The 18387-nt window shown below is 68.0% G+C and carries 13 protein-coding genes; 8 read left to right on the forward strand and 5 right to left on the reverse strand.

Features of this window, described 5'->3' with window-relative positions; all coding sequences use genetic code 11:
• Positions 1–19: 19 nt before the first annotated feature.
• The 4 genes from RCH22_RS18630 to RCH22_RS18645 are packed head-to-tail and all read right to left on the reverse strand — an operon-like array spanning position 20 to position 5484.
• Positions 20–2428 carry a glycoside hydrolase family 3 N-terminal domain-containing protein gene (locus RCH22_RS18630; protein WP_327015122.1) on the reverse strand — a complete coding sequence of 803 codons (2409 nt, stop codon included), beginning with the start codon at positions 2426–2428 and terminating at the stop codon, positions 20–22.
• 2 nt (positions 2429–2430) lie between these two features.
• Positions 2431–3249 (reverse strand): carbohydrate ABC transporter permease, encoded by an 819-nt coding sequence (locus RCH22_RS18635; RefSeq protein WP_327015123.1) that lies wholly within the window; start codon positions 3247–3249, stop codon positions 2431–2433.
• A complete protein-coding gene (locus tag RCH22_RS18640) occupies positions 3249–4166 on the reverse strand; it encodes a sugar ABC transporter permease (protein WP_327015124.1) in 918 nt (305 codons plus the stop codon). The genes RCH22_RS18635 and RCH22_RS18640 overlap by 1 nt, the downstream gene beginning before the upstream one ends.
• A 10-nt stretch (positions 4167–4176) precedes the next feature.
• Positions 4177–5484, reverse strand: coding sequence for an extracellular solute-binding protein (locus RCH22_RS18645; RefSeq protein ID WP_327015125.1), 1308 nt, complete (start codon positions 5482–5484; stop codon positions 4177–4179).
• Positions 5485–5618: 134 nt separating this feature from the next.
• On the opposite strand from RCH22_RS18645, the gene RCH22_RS18650 reads away from it, so the two are divergent.
• The gene (locus RCH22_RS18650; protein ID WP_327015126.1) at positions 5619–6647 is read left to right on the forward strand and encodes a LacI family DNA-binding transcriptional regulator; all 1029 of its coding nucleotides are present in this window, start codon (positions 5619–5621) and stop codon (positions 6645–6647) included.
• A gap of 93 nt (positions 6648–6740) precedes the next feature.
• Here RCH22_RS18650 and RCH22_RS18655 read toward each other — a convergent pair whose 3' ends face one another.
• A complete protein-coding gene (locus RCH22_RS18655; RefSeq protein WP_327015127.1) occupies positions 6741–8324 on the reverse strand; it encodes a family 43 glycosylhydrolase in 1584 nt (527 codons plus the stop codon).
• A gap of 158 nt (positions 8325–8482) precedes the next feature.
• On the opposite strand from RCH22_RS18655, the gene RCH22_RS18660 reads away from it, so the two are divergent.
• The 7 genes from RCH22_RS18660 to RCH22_RS18690 all read left to right on the forward strand — a co-directional run bounded on the left by RCH22_RS18660 (position 8483) and on the right by RCH22_RS18690 (position 18332).
• Positions 8483–9517: a LacI family DNA-binding transcriptional regulator gene (locus RCH22_RS18660; RefSeq protein WP_327015128.1), complete on the forward strand. Its 1035-nt coding sequence runs from the start codon at positions 8483–8485 to the stop codon at positions 9515–9517.
• A gap of 137 nt (positions 9518–9654) precedes the next feature.
• On the forward strand, positions 9655–10938 hold the full coding sequence (locus RCH22_RS18665) for a diguanylate cyclase (RefSeq protein ID WP_327015129.1): 1284 nt from the start codon (positions 9655–9657) through the stop codon (positions 10936–10938).
• 240 nt (positions 10939–11178) lie between these two features.
• Entirely contained in the window at positions 11179–12507 is a 1329-nt protein-coding gene (locus RCH22_RS18670; RefSeq protein WP_327015130.1) for an extracellular solute-binding protein, read from the forward strand.
• 116 nt (positions 12508–12623) lie between these two features.
• On the forward strand, positions 12624–13625 hold the full coding sequence (locus RCH22_RS18675) for a sugar ABC transporter permease (protein ID WP_327015131.1): 1002 nt from the start codon (positions 12624–12626) through the stop codon (positions 13623–13625).
• A 2-nt stretch (positions 13626–13627) separates the two neighbouring features.
• A complete protein-coding gene (locus RCH22_RS18680) occupies positions 13628–14536 on the forward strand; it encodes a carbohydrate ABC transporter permease (RefSeq protein WP_327015132.1) in 909 nt (302 codons plus the stop codon).
• Positions 14536–16890, forward strand: coding sequence for an alpha-xylosidase (gene yicI / locus RCH22_RS18685; RefSeq protein ID WP_327015133.1), 2355 nt, complete (start codon positions 14536–14538; stop codon positions 16888–16890). Before RCH22_RS18680 ends, yicI begins: the two co-directional genes overlap by 1 nt.
• Positions 16887–18332, forward strand: coding sequence for a GH1 family beta-glucosidase (locus tag RCH22_RS18690; RefSeq protein WP_327015134.1), 1446 nt, complete (start codon positions 16887–16889; stop codon positions 18330–18332). The genes yicI and RCH22_RS18690 overlap by 4 nt, the downstream gene beginning before the upstream one ends.
• Positions 18333–18387: the final 55 nt, after the last annotated feature.

Consider the following 18387-nt stretch of genomic DNA (forward strand, 5'->3'; position numbering starts at 1 on the left):
GGGCCGGTCGGGCCGGGCTTCAGCGCGGGGTGATTGTCGCTGCGGCCACGAGGGCGCGGGTGTGGTCGACGGTGCGCACGGGCCCGGTGAGCCGCAGGTCGAGGGTTGCGGCGAAGAGCGCGCTCGAGTGCCCGAGCCGCAGCTCGAGAGCACCGGGTTCGACGATGCGGTCGCCGTCCCTGCCGGTGAACGCGGACAGGTCGGCGGGCACCGCGAACTCGACGCGTGCGCTCGCACCCGCCCCGAGCTCGACCCGCGCGTAGCCGATCAGCCGGTTCACCGGGCGCACGACCGAGGCGACCGGGTCGTGCAGGTAGAGCTGCACCACGTCGGCCCCGGGGAGGGCGCCCGCGTTCGTGACCGTGAGCGCGACCGTCGTTGCGGCATCCGTGGTTATCGAGGCCGCACCGATCGCGGCGTCGGTCCACTCGAAGCCGCTGTAGCCGAGACCGTGGCCGAAGGGGAAGCGTGCGGTCGGGTCGAGGTTGGAGACCTCATTCCGGCTTCCGAGCGGCGCTGCGAGGTACCCGCCGGGCTGGCCGCCCGCGTGGTTCGGCACGCTCACGGGCAGCCGGCCGGACGGGTTGACCCGGCCGCTGATCACGCCGGCGAGTGCACCAGCGCCCTCCTCGCCGGGGAAGAACGACTGCAGCATGGCCGCGGCCCGGTCGGGCGCATCGTGCAGGAAGTACGGGCGTCCGGTGACGAGCACGGTCACGACGGGGGTGCCGCTCGCGAGGACCGCGTCGAGCAGCGGCCACTGCCGGCCGGGCAGTTCGAGCGACTCGGCGTCGCAGCCCTCCCCGCTGGTCCCGCGACCGAACAGGCCGGGCCGGTCGCCGAGCACGATGATCACGAGGTCGGCGTCGGCGGCGGCACGTGCCGCTGGCGCGATGCCGGTCTCATCGGTCCCGTCGACGGTCACTCCGGGCGTGTATGTCACGGTCGCCGTGGGGTACTCGCTGCGGACGGCTTCGAGCACCGTGCGGATCTCGATGCCGATCGGCACCTCGGGGTGCAGGGTGCCGACGTGGCCGGGGAACGAATAGCAGCCGAGCAGGTTGAGCGCGTCGTCGGCGTTGGGGCCGACGACCGCGATCCGCAGCGGTGAGCCAGCGGATGTCGGCGCGAGCGGCAGCAGGCCGGCGTTCGTGAGCAGCACGACCGACTGTTCGGCGATCCGGCGCGCGACGCTCCGGCTGGCGGCGGGATCAAGATCGACCCGCCCGCGCACGGCCTCGACGTCGGCGAGGTCGGTCTCGGTCCAGCCGGCCGGGAGCGGCGACCAGTCGGCGTCGAGCAGGCCGAGGTCGAGCTTCTGCAGCAGCACGCGCCGGGCGGCACGGTCGATGTAGTCGCTCGAAAGCCGGCCGGCGTCGATCTCGGCGAGGAGCGGTTCCGCGAAGGTCTTGACCGTCGGCAGCTCCACGTCGACGCCGGCGCGGAGGGCCTGCACCGCGGCATCCCCCCAGGTCGCGGCGATCGCGTGCAGGGTCTTCAGGAAGGCGATGCCGAAATAGTCGGCGACGACCGTTCCGGTGAAGCCCCAGGTGTCGCGGAGGAGCCCGGTGAGCAGGGTCGGGTCTGCGGCGGTCGGCACGCCGTCGATGTCGGTGTACGCGTGCATCACGGAGCGGACCCCGCTCTCGCGCACCGCCATTTCGAACGGCGGGACGAGCACGTCGTTGAATTCGCGGCGGCCGATCGAGACGGGGGCGAGGTTGCGGCCGGCCTTCGATGCGGAATAACCGATGAAGTGCTTGAGGGTCGCGACGATGCCTGCGGATTCGAGACCGCGCACATAGGCGGTCGCGATGGTGCCGACGAGGATCGGGTCCTCTCCGATGGTCTCTTCGACGCGGCCCCAACGGGCGTCGCGTACGACGTCGAGAACGGGGGCGAGGCCCTGGTGCACTCCGACGGAGCGCATGCTCGCGCCGATCCGGCTCGACATCTCCTGCACGAGGCCGGGGTTGAAGGTCGCGCCCCAGGCCAGCGGAACCGGGTATGCGGTCGCGCCCCACGCGGTGAAGCCGGCGAGGCACTCCTCGTGAGCGAGGGCGGGGATGCCGAAGCGGCCGGCCGCGACGATGCGACGTTGGCTGCACGCGAGGGAGACGACGCCGACGGCGGCGTCGACGGGCCCGGAGCCGAACGGCCGGGTCAGCTGGCCGAGGCCGTGCGGCAGGAGGGCGTCGAGGTCGAGGACGTCCTCCATGTCGTGCTGGTACGGGGCGACGCCCCCGCCGTCGTTGGAGGCGCCGACCCAGACTCCGTAGAGCTGGGCGACTTTCTCGCGCAGGGTCATCGCGGAGAGCAGAGTGTCGACGCGCTCGGCGGGGGAGCGTGCGGTGTCCTGCCAGGCGTGCGGCGCGGCATCTGCCCGGGCAGGGGCCTCGGACGGAACGGGGGAGAGTGTGTCGGTCATGGTTACTTGCCTCCGACGCCCATGAGGCCCTGAACGAGAGCGCGCCGGGCGAATAGGTACACGAAGAGAACCGGGAGCATCGAGAGCAGCACGGCCGCCATCAGCCCCGGGATGTTGACGCCGTACTGCGACTGGAAGTCGAACAGTCCGAGGGTGATCACCTTGGTCGAGGCCGACTGGGTCAGGATCAGGGGGAACAGGAACCCGTTCCACGCCTGGAGCGCGGAGAAGACGATGATCGTCGAGATGCCGCTCTTGGAGAGGGGAAGCACGAGCTGGAAGAAGCTGCGCATCGGCGTCGCACCGTCCATGGCCATGGTCTCGTAGAGCTCCGGGGTGATGTCGCGCATACTGCCGGTCAGGATCAGGGTGCAGATCGGCAGGCAGAATGCCGCCGTCGGCAGGATGATGCCGATCAGGCTGTCGTAGAGCCCGGCGACCGAGATCAGGTAGAAGATCGGCACGATGACGGCCTGGGCCGGGATCGCGAGGCCGAGCAGGAAGGTGCGGAAGATCAGCGAGATGCCCCGGCTCCGGCTGCGGACGACCGCGTAGGAGAGCGGCGGGACGACGAGCACGACGATCGCGACGACGCTCACCGTGACGATGACGGTGTTCCACACGTAGGTGAGGAACCCGCCCGTGACGAGGGCGCCGAAGTTGTCGAGGGTGAACGAGCTCGGCAATGACAGCGGGCCGGCGGATGCGTAGCCCTGCTGGGTCTGGATCGTCGCCGTGACCATGACGTAGATCGGGACGAGGACGATCAGGAGCCAGATGATGCTGCCGGCCCCTGCGAAGTAATTCGGTCGGGGCTTCATCAGATGCCTTCCTGGGCGCTGTTCATCTTGTCGTAGCCGGTCGCCCTGACCATGATGAGCGAGATGGCCGTCGCGATGACCACGAGGACGAGCGCGATCGCGCTGCCGACGCCGAAGTCGAAGGACTGGAACGCCTTCCGGTACATGTAGTACGGCGTGATGGTGGTGTCGGTGCCCGGCCCACCCTTGGTCAGGATGAGCACGGTGTCGAACGTGGTGAGGCCGCCGACGACCATCAGGATGCCGGAGGTCACGATGGTGTTGCGCAGCTGCGGCAGGGTGATGCTGAAGAACGTGCGCATCGTGCCGGCGCCGTCGATCTCGGCTGCCTGGTAGAGCACGGGCGGGACCGACCGGGCAGCGCCCTGGTAGAGCAGGGTGTGCAGCGGAGTGAACTGCCACGCGCCGACGAAGGTCAGCACGGCGATCGCGCCGGCCTGGCTGCCGAGCAGGTTGCCGTCGCCGCCGAAGATCCCGGCCAGCTGGCCGGGGATGCCGAAGTTCGGGTCGAGCAGGGCCCGCCAGAGCACCGACACGGCCGCGGAGGAGAGCAGCAGCGGGATGAAGTAGATCGCGGAGAGGACGGCGCGGTTCTTCTGTTGTCCCGCGGCCCAGACGCCGAGCAGGATGCTGAGCGGGGTCTGGATGACGACGCCGAGCAGGGTGAGCAGGGCGCTCAACCAGAGGCTCTGCATCATCACCTTGTCGCTGAGGAGCTTGTTCCAGTTGTCGAGCCCGTTGAACTCCGGAGAGCCCAGGCCGCTCCAGCTCGTGAAGGACATCACCGCTACGCCGATGAGGGGGACGATCGCGAAGAGGGCGAAGAAGACTGTGGCGGGGAGGGCCCAGGCGAAGCCCGGGCGGCCCACGTTGGGGCCGCCCGAGTGCCGTGAGCGCCCGGTGGTTGGACGCTTCATGGTCAGTTACCTAGAGTGCCTGCATCGCGGAGATGAAGCCGGCGACGTCGAGCTTGCCGGTGAAGAACTGCGAAACCGCGGTCTTCATGTCGGCGGATGCCGACTGGGGGTATGCCTGGTCCCAGGAGAGCTGGAACGCGGGTGCATCCTTGACCAGGTTGAACTGGAAGGTCGCGTATGCCGGGTCGGCGGCCTGGTCGAGGAACTTCTCGGTCGTGGTCGTCGTGGGGAGGTTGCCGATACCGAGCTGGGCCTGGACGAATTCGTCGGAGTACATCAGTTTCAGGAAGTCACGGGCGGTGTCCGGATAGCGGGTGGCCTTGATGACAGAGTAGTAGTTGTTCGTGTTGCCGACGAGGTCGGCGCCGTCACCCTTGCCATCGGCGATCGACGGGAAGCCGGTGTAGCCGAGGTTGGCTTCGGTCCACGCCTTGTCGGCGGTCTGCTGGGTGGAGTACTCCCATGAGCCCATGAGCTCGAAGGCAGCCTTGCCGGTGCGGAGCAGCGCGGGCGAGCCGCCGTCGACGAAGCTCACGGAGTCGAAGTTGGTGCCGAAGGCGCCCGCATCGATGAGGGCCTTGAGCTTGGTGAGTGCTGCCTTGCCGTCAGCGGAGTCCCAGACGGTCGTGTCGCCGCCGATGGCCTTCGTGAGGAGGTCGGGGCCGGCCACGCGGTCGAAGAGGTACTCGAACCACATCAAGGTCGGCCACTGGTCGGCGCCGCCGAGGGCGATCGGGGTGATTCCCTTCGCAGAAAGGACCTTGACGTCGGCGAGCAGGTCGTCCCAGGTCTTCGGGGCTTCGATTCCCGCATCCGTCAGGACCTGCTTGTTGTTGAACAGGATGACCGGCTGGGTGCCGCGCATCGGGATGCCGTATGGCACGCCGTCGATCGCGGCGGCGTTGAAGACCGAGGGCAGGAAGCTCGACTCGAGGGCCGGGTCTGACTTGATCATGTCGGTGAGGGGGAGGAGGAGGTCGGCTTTCACGAACGGCTGGATGCTGCCGCCGCCCCAGTTGAAGAAGACGTCGGGCGCCGCGTCGGTGCTGATGATCGTCTGGAGCTTCTGCTGGTAGTTGGCGCCGGGGATCCGGTCGAGGATGACCTGGACCTTGGAGGTGGCGTTGAATTTGTCGACCATGGCCTGCTCGACGGTGTTGCCTGCGTCTCCGTAGACGGCGACGTGGATGACATTTTCCGGACGGTTGCTGTTGGCGGTGCTGCCTGATGTGCCGGAGCACGCGGAGAGCGTGACTCCCAACGCGATTACTGCGGATGCGGCGACGGCTCGTTTGAGCCACCTGCTCGTGTTCGACATTGAACGCCTCTCAAAAGTTTCGGCAAAGTTGCCGAAAGTGATTAGGATGACTGGAGTCTATGGCGCAGGGTTTGTTGCGTCAAGCTACAAACCAAACGGATGCACGGGGCTGAGGCTTCGGGAAGAATGAGGCCATGTCGATCGTCGAAGAAGGCCGGGAGAGTCCGGACCGCGTGACCCTGTCGGTGATCGCCGCGCTCGCGGCCGTGTCGCTCTCCACCGCGTCCAAGGTGCTCAACGGGCGCGGCGACGTCGCCCCGGCGACGCGCACCCGGGTCGAAGAGCTGCTCTCCCGCAACGGGTACAGCCGGCGCGGCGACGCAGCGGCCTCCGCGCCGCTGCTCGAGCTCGTCTTCCACGAGCTCGAGAGCGTCTGGGCGATCGAGATCATCCGCGGGGTCGAGCGCGTCGCGCGGGCGAACGGGCTCAGCATCGTCCTCACCGAGAGCGGCGACAGGCACGCGCCGTCCGTGGAGTGGATCGACGGCGTGATCGCCCGCAATCCGGTCGGGGTGATCCTGGTCTTCTCGGACCTCTCGGGGGAGCAGAAGCAGAAGCTCGCGACCCGCGGCATCCCCTTCGTCGTCGTTGACCCGGCGGGGGAGCCGACCCCGGACGTTCCCTCGATCGGCTCGGCGAACTGGTTTGGCGGCCTCGCGGCGACCCGGCACCTCATCGACCTCGGGCACACCCGGATCGGCATGATCGGGGGCCCGGTCGACATGCTGTGTTCGATCGCGCGGATCGGCGGGTACCGTGCCGCGCTCGAAGCGGCCGGAATCGCCTACGACTCCTCCCTCGTGCTCGACGGTGACTTTCACCCGGAAGGGGCCCGGGTGCGCGCGGTCGAGCTGCTCGACCGGCCGGACCGGCCGACCGCCATTTTCGCGGGGAGCGACCTCCAGGCGATGGGCGTGTACGAGGCGGCCAGGGCGCTGGGGCTGCGCATCCCCGCCGACCTCTCGGTCGTCGGCTACGACGACCTCCCCCTCGCCCGGTGGGTCGGGCCGCCGCTCACGACGATCCGGCAGCCGCTCACCGAGATGGCGGAGGCCGCGGCGAATCTCGCGGTCAGCATGCGGCATTCCCCTGGCGGAACCGTGCAGCGGATGGATCTTGCGACGAGCCTCGTCACGCGGCAGAGTACGGCCCCTCTCGCCTGACTCCGAACCGATTCGACGGACTTTTTGGGTTTTTTGCGCGTGGGAGCGCGTTTGAAGCGCTTTCCGGGCAAAAACTCCGTCGAATCGGTTCGGTCAGGGCGTGGCGGATGCCGTCGGCACGTAGTCGAAGCCGGTGACCGTGACCGGGTGCCCGGTCTCGCCGCTCACGAAAGGCCCGACGAGCGTGCCCACGAAGCCGCCGGCGCGTTCGGTCGTCAGGATGGCGGCATCCGTGTGGGCGACGACGCGCGTCTGGCCGGCGACCGTGACCGCGAATTCGACCCCCGCCGCGGACAGCTCGGCGGTGAGGCCGAGGACCGAGCCCGGCGGGACGGGGCCGATCGGCACACTGCCGAGCACCGCATCGGTGCCGGCCGCGCGCGCGATCGCGGTCGCCGCCCAGCCGGCCGGCGCGTGCGCAAGCGCGAGGCGCAGGCCGAAATCCTCGCTCTGCCGCAGGGCGAGCCCGGCCGTGGCCCCCGGGTGCGGCAGTACCAGGCGGATACCGGCCCGCACGTCGAGATGCCGCAAACGGTACCCGAGGAACGCGGCCGGCGTCCTCGTCACGGCCCGTGGCGCCGATGTCGACCCGGCCGGGGCCTGTGGCGCAGGAGGCTCGAAATGCAAGCCGGCCGCCGAGGTGTGCGCTCCCGGCACCGGCCCGCGCACGCCGAGCCAGTGCGCCGCGAGCGGGCCCGGCGGGAATGTGTCGCGCAGTTCGGCCGGGGTGGGCGCATCCGCGCTCGTGAACGGTGTGCTGCCGCGCTCGCCGAGCCGGCCTGCACCCGGGTTGAACACGGGCCAGCCCGACTCCCAGGCGACGGGTGCGAGGAAGGTCTCCCTTCCGAGCACGTGGCCGCCCGCGCGGCTGCGCACGCCGAGGGCGAGGGCCCACCAGGAGCCGTCCCCTGCCTCGACGAGGTCGGCGTGCCCGACGTTCTGCACGCACGCGGTGGCTCCCAGCTGGCGGTGGCTCAGGATCGGGTTGGCGGGGTTCCCGACGTACGGGCCCGTGACGGACCGCGACCTGGCGACCGAGACGGCGTGGTTCCGTTCGGTGCCGCCCTCGGCGGCGAGGAGGTAGATCCACCCGTCGTGCGCGAAGAGGTGCGGGCCCTCCGCCCACACCGCACCGGCAACCGCGCCATTCCAGAGGATGTGCTCCGGGCCGAAGAGTCGCCCGACGACCGGGTCGAGCTCGCGGAGCCAGATCTCGGTCTGGCCGGGGTATGCGCCGGGTTCGACGAGGCGGCAGCCGGCCCACCAGACCCTGCCCTCGTGGAAGAAGACCGTCGGATCGATGCCGCGCGCGCTCTCGAGGAACACCGGATCGGACCAGGGGCCGGCCGGGTCGGTCGCGGTGAGGAAGAACGACGCGTCCGCCGCGCCGCCGACAACGGTGCAGGCGAGGAAGAACAGACCGTCGTGATGGCGCAGGGTCGGCGCATAGAGGCCGCCGGAGTCCGGCACCCCGGCGAGGTCGAGCAGGCCGGCCTGCCCGGTGCGGTCGATCGCGTGGCCGAGGGGCGTCCAGGTGACGAGGTCGGTGCTCGAGTGCACCGGGAGGCCGGGGAAGTACTCGAACGACGAATTGGCAAGGTAGAAGGTGTCGCCGACCCGGCAGACCGAGGGATCGGGGTACATTCCGGGCAGGACCGGATTCGCGAAGACCGTCATGCCTGACCACCCTAGTGACCGGACTGTCGGCATCCGTGACCCCTGACCCGTTTAAGTAGAATCTCACAACAAACCCGGGACGGGATGGTTCTGGTCCATTGGTTCATGGGTCAGACTGTGCCACAAGACATTTATTTTCGGGAAGCGAGGTCGGCGTCATGGCGAGCATCCACGACGTTGCGCGGGTTGCCGGTGTCTCGATCAGCACGGTGTCCTACGCGCTGTCCGGCAAGCGGTCGATCGCGGCATCCACTCGGCTGCGCGTGCTCGATGCCGTCGAGAGTCTCGGCTATCGTCCGAACGCAGGGGCGAGGATGCTCGCGGGCACCCGCACCAACATCTTCGCCCTCACGGCGCCTTTTCACGCGGATACCTATGCGCCGGCGCACATGGCCTTCGTGCTCGCGGTCGCGCAGGCCGCCCGCGAACACGACTACGACGTGCTGCTGCTCACCCAGGACGAGGCGACGAGCGGGTTGCGCCGGGTGGCGTCGAGCAGTCTCGTCGACGGCATCATCGTGCTCGACGTGGCGGGCGACGACGACAGGGTCGCGGTCATCCGCGAGCTCGGCGTACCGGCGACCTTCATCGGGATTCCGCGGGATGCTGCCGGTCTCGTCTGCGTCGACCTCGACTTCGAGGCCGCTGCGGCGCTCGCGGTCGAGAAGCTGGTGGCAGCCGGGCACCGGTCGATCGGGCTGATCGGGCACTCTCCCGGCGTCTATGCCCGCGGCTCGAATTTCCCGCCCCGGTTCCGCGACGGTTTCTTCGCGGCCGCTGCGGCCCACGGGGTCGAGACGGCGTTCGTGATGCCCGAGCGGGACGGTCCGAGCGTCCGGATCGCCCTCGATGCGCTCTTCGCGGAGCGCCCGGAGACGACGGCGCTCGTCCTCCATGCCGAGGAGAGCATGCACACCGCGGTGCTGGACGTGTTGCGTGAACGGGGCCTGCGGGTACCCCGCGATCTCTCGGTGCTTGCGGCCTGTGCGAGCTTCGAGACCGATCACTTCGAGCCTCCCCTCGACACGATCCCGCTCGTCGCCGCCGACTCCTGCTGGCGCGCGGTCACGCTCGCCATCGAGCAGGTGAGCGGTCCGATCGAGCCCCGCATCGAACTCGTCCCTCCGCGTTTCTACGAGCGCGGCTCGATCGCGCCGCCGCCGGATCGGCCCAGGGCCTCCCCGCGATCCTGACCAGCTCCCGACCCGGGAAGCCGGGTCCCACCGCCGGATCTTCTCCGGGAAGGGTGTGGAATGCCCCGGGACCTGTACCCTCCAAGTGGGGAGCTTCGACGGGTTGCCGTGGTCGCATTCCTCGGGCGAAGGTGACGATGGACGACTACGAGGCACTCGTGGCAGAACGGGACCTCCTGCGAACCGCAATCGACCGGGTCCCCGCCCTGATCGGGCACTGGAACAACGACCTCCGTTGCGACCTCGCCAACACCGCGTACGGCATGCTTCTCGGCGGTGACGCCGCGGCAATGCGCGGCCGGCATATCAGCGAGGTGCTCGGCTCCGAGCTCTACGCGACTAACTTTCCCATGGTGCGTGGCGCACTCGACGGAATCCCGCAGCATTTCGACCGGACCCTCGTCGACGCCGGTGGCGTGACGCGCCACTTGCAGGTCGACTACCAGCCAGACATCGCCGGAGGCTTCTTCGTCCAGGTCGCCGACGTCTCGGAGCGGATGGCGGCGCAGCAACGTCTCGGGGAAGTGCTCGAATTCCAGAACGCCGTCCTCGAGACGACCCCCGACCTGATCACGGTGTTCGACCTTGACGGGGAGAAGCTTCTCTGGGCGTCGAAGTCCCTGAGCGAGACCTACGGCTACAGCGTCGAGGGCCTGTCGGACCCGGCTGAACGGGACCGCGCCGTTCCCAACGAAGACCGGGGCATCTACCGCGACGCCCAGGAGCGAGTGCGGCTGGCCCTCGATCACGAGGTCGTGCACTGCCGGCACCGGATGGTGACCGCCGACGGGCGCAGCCTGTGGGTCGAGCGTGGACTCACCCCGTTCAAGCGCAACGCCGAGGGCCGCGTCACGCAATACCTGAGTGTGTCGCGCGACATCACGGGACTCGTCCACGCAGAGCGTCAGCTCGACCGGGCCGCGAACCATGACGACCTGACCGGCCTGGCCAATCGCCGGCAGTTCATTTCGGCCCTCGAGGAGGCCGTCGGCCGGGAGCCCGGGGAGGTGGCGCTGGTCTATTGCGACCTCGACGACTTCAAGTCCATCAACGACCGGCACGGTCACGCCGTCGGCGACACCGTGCTCTGCCTGGTCGCCGAGCGGCTGAGCGCCGTGGTCCGGCCCAGTGACCTCGTCGCGCGCCTCGGCGGCGATGAATTCGTCATCCTCATCACCGGCGGCATTCCCGAGGCGTCGGCCCTCGTCGAGCGCATCACCGAGCGGATGCGCTCGGTGTTCCCGATCGGAGACCTCACCCTCGCGCTCCGGGCCAGCATCGGCGTGGCCATCGGGGCGCACGGCGCGAGCGCGGAGGATCTGTTCGCGAGGGCGGACGCCGACATGTACCGGATGAAGCCGGGTGCCCCGCGGCGCGATCTTCGCGCGCGGGTGCGCCGTGCCGCCTTCGGTCGTCGATGACACCTCAGCTGGAGGATTCGGGGGACCACGGCCGGGCGGATGCTCGCGACGCGGATATGTTGCGAATATCAACAAACATCTTGTGCACGCATCCGCGGGCACCTATGCTTCAAAGCGACCCACTGTCGAAGCGTTTCGGCAGACGATAGGCACAGCAATTATCGAAGCGTTTCGATTCCGCTCGCGCTGGGGTCGTCATCGGCGACAGGAATCGGTGTCGCCACTACAAGGAGGTAGAACGTGAGATTAGGAAAGCGCGCCCTCGCTGTCGTCGCAATGACGGCGGCAGCGGCACTCTTGACCGGCTGTGCGAGCGGTTCAACCGGCGGGTCGACAACCGCAGCGAGCAGCGGGCCGGTTGACGGCACCGGCAAGACCCTGACGCTCTGGGACTTCGAGTCCGACACCAGCGCGATGGGAATCGCCTGGAACGAGGCGATCAAGGTCTTCGAAAAGGAGACCGGCGCGAAGGTGAAGTTCGAAGCGAAGAGCTTCGAGCAGATCCGTTCGACCGCGAGCCAGGTCCTCAACTCCGACCAGGCCCCCGACATCCTCGAGTACAACAAGGGCAACGCCACCGCCGGCCTGCTCGCAAGCCAGGGGCTGCTCAGCAACCTCGACGACTACGTCAGCCAGTACGGCTGGGACGCGAAGCTCGCCCCCTCCCTGCAGACCACCGCCAAGTATGACGAAAACGGCATCATGGGCTCCGGCTCCTGGTACGGCGTTCCGAACTACGGCGAATTCGTCGAGGCCTACTACAACAAGGACATGTTCGCGAAGTACAACGTCGCGATCCCGACCACGCAGGCCGAGTTCGAAGCCGCACTGAAGACCTTCAAGGACGCCGGGATCACCCCGCTGGCCGAGTCGGCAGCCGAGTACCCGCTCGGCCAGCTCTGGTACCAGCTCGCGCTGACCAAGGCAGACCGCAGCTTCGTCAACGACTACCAGCTCTACACCGGTGACGTTGACTGGCAGGGCAAGGAACTGACCTACGCGACCAACACCATCAAGGACTGGACCGACAAGGGTTACATCTCCAAGGACGCCACCGGGACCAAGGCAGAGGATGCCGGCACCGCGTTCATCGCTGGGACGAGCCCGATCTTCTTCTCCGGCAGCTGGTGGTACAACCGCTTCACGACAGAGATCAAGGGCTTCGATTTCGGCACCTTCCTCTACCCCGGCGCCACGATGTCTCCCGGATCCAGCGGAAACATGTGGGTCGTCCCCGAGAAGGCCAAGAACAAGGACCTCGCCGCCGCATTCATCGACATCACGATGCGCCCGGAGATCCAGGCACTGATCGGCAACAACGGTGGCGTCCCCGTCGCCGCGAACGCCTCGGACATCACGGACCCGAAGAGCCAGGAACTGATCGCCAACTTCAACACGCTCACCGCGCGCGACGGCATCGGCTTCTACCCCGACTGGCCCACCCCGACCTTCTACGACCAGCTGAACGCCGGCTTGCAGGAGCTCATGAACGGCACCAAGTCGTCCAAGGACGTCCTGACCGAACTCGGCACCGAATACAACGACGGCATCAAGGACATCAAGAAGTAGTCCGCCGCGGGTCGCGCCTCCCCGGCGCGACCCGCACCCCCCTCTTCCTGCCGCGCAGGCACGGCGTCGTGGCTGCGCGGCAGACCCCTGAACTGAAGAAAGGCAAGGCGATGGTCATGACAGCCCCGCTGGCCACTGAGACAACCGAATCGCACCCGCGCCGGGCGGGCAAGCCTGCGGGCAAGCGCGTTCGCCGCGCACCTGTGCAGAGCCTCATCCCCGGCGCGGGCGGCAAGGGTTTCTGGCTCTACCTGGTGCCGGGCCTGCTCCTGCTCACCATCATCGTCCTGGTTCCGCTGGGCTGGAACTTCTTCCTGACCTTCACCAAGTACCGCGGTATCAAGCCTCCGGTCTGGATCGGCCTGGACAACTGGACCAAGCTCTTCGGCGACGACGTGTTCTGGACCTCGTTCGGGAACTCGATCGCCATGATCGTGGCCATGGTCGTCGTACCGACCCTGCTCGGCCTCGTTCTCGCGGCCATGCTCTTCGACCTCGTCGGCAAAAAATTCGGCGGCAAGTTCGCCAGCTTCCTCCGTGCCACCTACTACCTCCCGCAGATCCTGCCGACCGTGATCGCGGCGATCGTGATCGGCTGGATCCTCCGCCCGGAGAACGGCGCGCTCAACCAGGTGCTCGGCGCCATCGGACTCAGCGGCCTCGAACACAACTGGCTCGGCAGCCCGGACACCGCGATGGCCTGCGTCATGGTCATCATGATCTGGGTCCAGCTCGGCTACCCGATCGTGATATTCATGGCCGCCCTCCAGCGCGTCGACCCGGAGCTCTACGAGGCTGCGGAGCTCGACGGCGCCAACTGGTTCCAGCGGTTCCGCGCCATCACCGTCGGCATCATCCGCCCGGAGATCTTCGTCGTGACCCTGACCTGCACGATCGCAGCCCTCAAAGTGTTCGGCCCGATCTACGCCCTGACCCGCGGCGGGCCGGGCACCTCGACCATGGTTCCGAGCTACTACTCCTACAGCGAGTTCTTCCAGAACCAGCAGGTCGGCTATGGCGCAACGATCGCCACGGCCCTGACCGTCGTGGTCGCCATCGTCGCGATCATCTTCATCACTTTCCAGACCCGGCTCGAGCGCCAGGACGAGGAGCGCTAGCCATGACTACCCTGACCGAGAAAATCCGTCCCCGCCGCGATTCCGGCGCCCCAGAGCCCAAGCCGCTCAAGCTGCCCAAGGTGCACACCCGCAAGACCACCGGCGACTGGGTCATCCTGTTCATCGCCATCATCATCGGCCTGTTCATCGCGATCCCGTTCGTGATGATCGTGATCAACTCCTTCAAGTCGCCGGCCGACTACAACAGCTCCGGCCCCCTTGCCCTGCCGAGCAACCTCTACTTCGACGGCATCATCAACTTCTGGACCAGGGTCAATTTCCCGGAGAAGCTCTGGAACAGCGTCGTCATCTCGAGTGTCGTCGCCGTGGCCGCCGTGCTGCTGTCGATGTTCAACGCCTACGCGATCGGGATCGGCCGCATCCGCGGCCGAACCTGGATCGTCGTGCTGATCCTGCTCGCCAACATGGTGCCACAGGAGGCCCTGCTCTACCCGCTCTACTTCATGTTCAAGCAGGTCGGTCTGTACGACAACATCTGGGCCGTCATCATCATCTTCACGGTCATCCAGAGCGCCTTCGGCACCTACCTGCTGTCGAGCGTCTACGGAACCTTCCCGAAGGAACTCCTCGAGGCGGCCTCCCTCGACGGCGCGAGCCGCTGGCAGATCCTCTGGCGCGTCGTCTACCCGATCAGCCGGTCGACCCTCGCGGTGCTCCTGATCTTCTTCTTCATCTGGACCTGGAACGAATTCCTGATCCCGTTGACGTTCCTGGTCAGCAACGCGAACCAGACGGTCCCGGTCGCGATCAGCGTGCTGCAGGGCGATCGTCTGATGGACGTCACCACCACGAGCGCATCCGCGTTGCTCGGCCTGCTGCCGACGCTCATCTTCTTCCTCATCTTCCAGCGCACGCTGACGCGTGGCATTACCGCAGGAGCAGTCAAGTAATGAAGTTCACCGATGGATTCTGGCACGTGCGTCCCGGCGTCACGCCGCTCTATGCGCAGGAGGCGTACGACCTCGAGGTCGTGCCCTGCGCGACGGGCGACGGCGACGCACTTCGGATCGACGCCCCCACCAAGGTCATCGCCCACCGCGGCGACGTGCTCAACCGTGCCCTGCTCTCCGTGACGCTGTCCTCCCCGCTGCCCGGCGTGATCCGGGTGAGGGCGGCCAAGAACACCGGCGGAGCCACGGAGCCCGGTTTCGAGCTCGACGGCGCCGTCACCGGCAGCGGCATCGTGTCCGTCGACGCCGATGGTGGGACGGTCACGAGCGGCCCCCTGACCGCGCGCATCGACAGGGGGAGCCCCTGGAGCCTCCGCTTCGAGGCGGACGGGCGCACCCTCACCGAGAGCGGGCCGAAATCGATCGGTTACCTGCAGCTCGCCGACGGTGCGCCGATCGCGGCGGAACCCACCGGGGTCTCCGGCGTCACGGAGACCGGGCTCGCCCCCGCATCCGCTTACGTGCACGCGCGGCTCGGGCTCGGCGTCGGCGAACTCGTCTACGGTCTCGGCGAACGCTTCGGTCCGCTCGTGAAGAACGGCCAGACCGTCGACATCTGGAACGCCGACGGCGGAACCTCGAGCGAGCAGTCCTACAAGAACATCCCGTTCTACCTCACCAACCGGGGCTACGGCGTACTCGTCAACCACGCAGAGCACGTCTCCTTCGAGGTCGGCACCGAGTCCGTCGAACAGGTGCAGTTCTCCGTCGCCGGAGAGTACCTCGAGTACTTCGTGATCTACGGCCCGACGCCCAAGGAGATCCTCGGCCGCTACACCGAGCTGACCGGACGCCCGGCCCAGGTGCCGGCCTGGTCGTACGGCCTCTGGCTGTCGACCTCGTTCACCACCCAGTACGACGAGGCGACGGTCAACTCCTTTATCGACGGCATGGCCGAACGCGACCTGCCGCTCTCGGTCTTCCACTTCGACTGCTTCTGGATGCGCGAGTTCAACTGGACCGACTTCGAGTGGGACCCCCGGGTGTTCCCCGACCCTGAGGGCATGCTCGCCCGCCTGCACGGCAAGAACCTGCACGTGAGCGCCTGGATCAACCCGTACATCGCCCAGCGCGCCCCGATCTTCGCCGAGGCCCAGGCGGCCGGCTACCTCGTGAAGAGGGCGGACGGCTCCGTCTGGCAGTGGGACTTCTGGCAGGCAGGCATGGGCCTCGTCGACTTCACCAACCCGGATGCCGTCACCTGGTTCCAGGGCAAGCTGCGGCACCTGCTCGACCAGGGCGTCGACGCCATCAAGACCGACTTCGGCGAGCGGATCCCGCTCGACGTGGTCTGGCACGACGGCTCCAGCCCCGAGCGGATGCACAACTGGTACACCCAGCTCTACAACGCCGCCGTGTTCGAGGTGCTCCAGGAGCACCACGGCGTCGGCGACGCCGTGCTGTTCGCGCGCTCCGCGACCGTCGGCGGCCAGAAGCAGCCGGTGCACTGGGGCGGGGACAACTCGTCGAGCTATGAGTCGATGGCGGAGACGCTGCGCGGTGGGCTCTCGCTCGCCCTCTCCGGCTTCGGGTTCTGGAGCCACGACATCGGCGGCTTCGAGGGCATGCCCAATGCGGCTGTGCTCAAGCGCTGGCTCGCCTTCGGCCTGATGTCGAGCCACTCCCGCCTGCACGGCTCCACGAGCTACCGGGTGCCGTGGCTCTTCGACGACGGCACGGAGGAACCGGGCCAGAGCGCCGTCGACGTCACTCGTCGCTTCACGAAGCTCAAGCTCTCGCTGATGCCCTACCTGTACCAGGTCGGCCTCGAGGCGCACCGCAGCGGCATCCCTTTCATGCGGCCGATGCAGATCGAATTCGCCGGCGACCCCGCCGTCGACTACCTCGACCGCCAGTACCTGCTCGGCCACGACCTACTCGTCGCTCCCGTCTTCAGCGAGGCCGGCGACGTGTCGTACTACCTCCCCGCCGGGACCTGGACGAACTACCTGACCGGCGAGACCGCGGCCGGACCCGCCTGGCGCCGCGAGACCCACGCGTTCGACAGCATTCCGTTGTGGGTGCGGGAGGGCGCCGTGATCGCGACGGGCGCGCGGGACGACCGGCCGGACTACGACTACACCGAGGACGTCCTGATCACGGTCTATCCCGGGGGCGATGCCACCAGGACCGTGCTGGTGTCGGATCCGCTCGGCGATTCCGTTGTGACCTTTACGATTGTGGAAGACGGCGACGGGGTCACGGTGCAGAGTGACTCGGACGCCACGTTCCGCGCCAGACGCGCGGGAGGCGACACCTCAGCATCCGCGAACCGAAAGGCCACCCTCTCATGACCGATTCCCGCCAGGGCAACCCGGACTACCGCGATTCGGGGCTGGAATTCCCCGACGGATTCATCTTCGGTTCGGCGACGGCCGCGTACCAGATCGAGGGTGCCGTCGACGAGGATGGCCGCGGCCCGTCGATCTGGGACATCTTCAGCCACACGCCCGGCGCGATTCTGAACGGTGACACCGGCGACACGGCGAGCGACCACTATCACCACCTCGAGGAAGACCTCGACCTGATGCAGCGGCTCGGCCTGCACGCGTACCGGTTCTCGATCTCGTGGTCGCGGATCCAGCCCACCGGGCGCGGCCCGGTCAACGAGAAGGGTCTCGCGTTCTACGAGCGGCTCGTCGACGGGCTGCTCGAGCGCGGCATCCGCCCGATCGCGACGCTCTACCACTGGGACCTCCCGCAGGCCCTGGAGGACGAGGGCGGCTGGACCAACCGCGAGACCGCATACGCGTTCGCCGAGTACGCGCGGATCATGGGCGCGGCTCTCGGCGACCGGATCGACACCTGGACGACGCTCAACGAGCCGTGGTGCTCCGCGTACCTGGGCTACGGCTCCGGGGCGCACGCGCCCGGTCGAACCGACGGTGCGGAGGCGTTGACCGCGGTCCACCACCTCAACCTCGCGCACGGGCTCGCGATCACGGAACTCAGGAAGGTCGTCACGAACGACCCGGACTTCTCGATCACGCTCAACCTGCACGTCGTGCGCGGCGAGGGCCCCGGTGGGCCAGAGGCCGTTCGGCAGATCGACGGCCTCGGCAACCGGGTCTTCCTCGGCCCGCTGCTGAAAGGCGAGTACCCGGCGGATGTCCTCTCCGACACCGCCCTGATCACCGACTGGTCCTTCGTGCGGCCCGGCGACACCGAGATCATCCACCAGCCGATCGACGTGCTCGGCGTCAACTACTACTCGACCAACCTCGTGCGGCTCTGGGACGGCGAGGCCCCGCGCCAAAGCGCCGACGGCCACAAGGACGCCGCCGGCTCTCCCTGGCCCGGCGCCGACCGGGTCGAATTCGTGCAGCAGGCCGGCCCGTACACCGACATGGGCTGGAACATCGAGCCCGCGGGCCTCGAGGAACTGCTCGTGTCGCTCAGCGAGGAATTCCCGGACCAGCCGCTCATGATCACCGAGAACGGCGCAGCCTTCCCGGACATCCGCGTGCAGGACGCGGACGGCCCCGCCGTGCACGATCCGCTGCGCACCGACTACCTGCAGCGGCACTTCACCGCCGCGCACCGCGCCCTCGCGCGCGGCGTCGACCTGCGCGGGTACCAGGTCTGGTCGTTCATGGACAACTTCGAGTGGGCATACGGCTACTCGAAGCGGTTCGGCATCGTCTACGTCGACTACGACACCGAGGTGCGCACCCCCAAGGACAGTGCGCTCTGGTACGCGAAGCTCGTCGCCACGGGAATCATCCCCGCCGCCTGATCCTGCGTGTCCACGGCGGCGCGCCAATTCCGCCGCTCCGCGCCAGGCACGCCTG

This window comes from Cryobacterium sp. GrIS_2_6 (assembly GCF_035984545.1).
Classification (GTDB): domain Bacteria; phylum Actinomycetota; class Actinomycetes; order Actinomycetales; family Microbacteriaceae; genus Cryobacterium.

Excerpts from the sequence above, each read along its gene's own strand:
- RCH22_RS18630 (WP_327015122.1), bottom strand. The coding sequence starts at position 2,428 with ATGACCGACACACTCTCCCCCGTTCCGTCCGAGGCCCCTGCCCGGGCA.
- RCH22_RS18635 (WP_327015123.1), bottom strand. The coding sequence starts at position 3,249 with ATGAAGCCCCGACCGAATTACTTCGCAGGGGCCGGCAGCATCATCTGG.
- RCH22_RS18640 (WP_327015124.1), bottom strand. The coding sequence starts at position 4,166 with ATGAAGCGTCCAACCACCGGGCGCTCACGGCACTCGGGCGGCCCCAAC.
- RCH22_RS18645 (WP_327015125.1), bottom strand. The coding sequence starts at position 5,484 with ATGTCGAACACGAGCAGGTGGCTCAAACGAGCCGTCGCCGCATCCGCA.
- RCH22_RS18650 (WP_327015126.1), top strand. The coding sequence starts at position 5,619 with ATGTCGATCGTCGAAGAAGGCCGGGAGAGTCCGGACCGCGTGACCCTG.
- RCH22_RS18655 (WP_327015127.1), bottom strand. The coding sequence starts at position 8,324 with ATGACGGTCTTCGCGAATCCGGTCCTGCCCGGAATGTACCCCGATCCC.
- RCH22_RS18660 (WP_327015128.1), top strand. The coding sequence starts at position 8,483 with ATGGCGAGCATCCACGACGTTGCGCGGGTTGCCGGTGTCTCGATCAGC.
- RCH22_RS18665 (WP_327015129.1), top strand. The coding sequence starts at position 9,655 with ATGGACGACTACGAGGCACTCGTGGCAGAACGGGACCTCCTGCGAACC.
- RCH22_RS18675 (WP_327015131.1), top strand. The coding sequence starts at position 12,624 with ATGACAGCCCCGCTGGCCACTGAGACAACCGAATCGCACCCGCGCCGG.
- RCH22_RS18680 (WP_327015132.1), top strand. The coding sequence starts at position 13,628 with ATGACTACCCTGACCGAGAAAATCCGTCCCCGCCGCGATTCCGGCGCC.
- yicI (WP_327015133.1), top strand. The coding sequence starts at position 14,536 with ATGAAGTTCACCGATGGATTCTGGCACGTGCGTCCCGGCGTCACGCCG.
- RCH22_RS18690 (WP_327015134.1), top strand. The coding sequence starts at position 16,887 with ATGACCGATTCCCGCCAGGGCAACCCGGACTACCGCGATTCGGGGCTG.